Below are 402 nucleotides of genomic sequence, written 5' to 3' on the forward strand. Positions count from 1 at the left end.
ACTGATGTGACTGCCAAAGGTAAGGCATTGGTCGGAAATTTTAAATACCGAATTTTTCGGTTTTATCCAGGAGTATAGACCATGGCATTAGGTCTCGACGACAAAAAAGCAATTGTTGCTGAAGTCAACGAAGCTGCCAAGGCTGCGCTTTCTGCAGTAGTTGCTGATTCACGTGGCGTTACTGTAGGTGCAATGACTGGTCTTCGTAAGCTTGCTCGTGAGAATGGCGTCTACATCCGTGTAGTACGTAACACTCTTATAAAGCGTGCTGTTGTAGGTACTGAATTTGAGTGCCTTAGCGAAGTATTTACCGGTCCAACTCTGATCGCATTCTCTAATGAGCACCCAGGTGCTGCAGCTCGTCTTTTAAAAGACTTCGCTGCACAAGAAGAATCTTTCGAA

The 402-nt window shown here is 45.0% G+C and carries 1 protein-coding gene; it reads left to right on the plus strand.

The genetic code is table 11. The features are described from left to right. Positions 1–81: 81 nt before the first annotated feature. The coding region (gene rplJ, locus MTCD1_RS18600) for a 50S ribosomal protein L10 (RefSeq protein WP_088569004.1) at positions 82–402 on the plus strand (321 nt) is incomplete at its 3' end.

This window comes from Colwellia marinimaniae, assembly GCF_002207865.1.
GTDB classification, from domain to species: Bacteria; Pseudomonadota; Gammaproteobacteria; order Enterobacterales; family Alteromonadaceae; genus Colwellia; species Colwellia marinimaniae.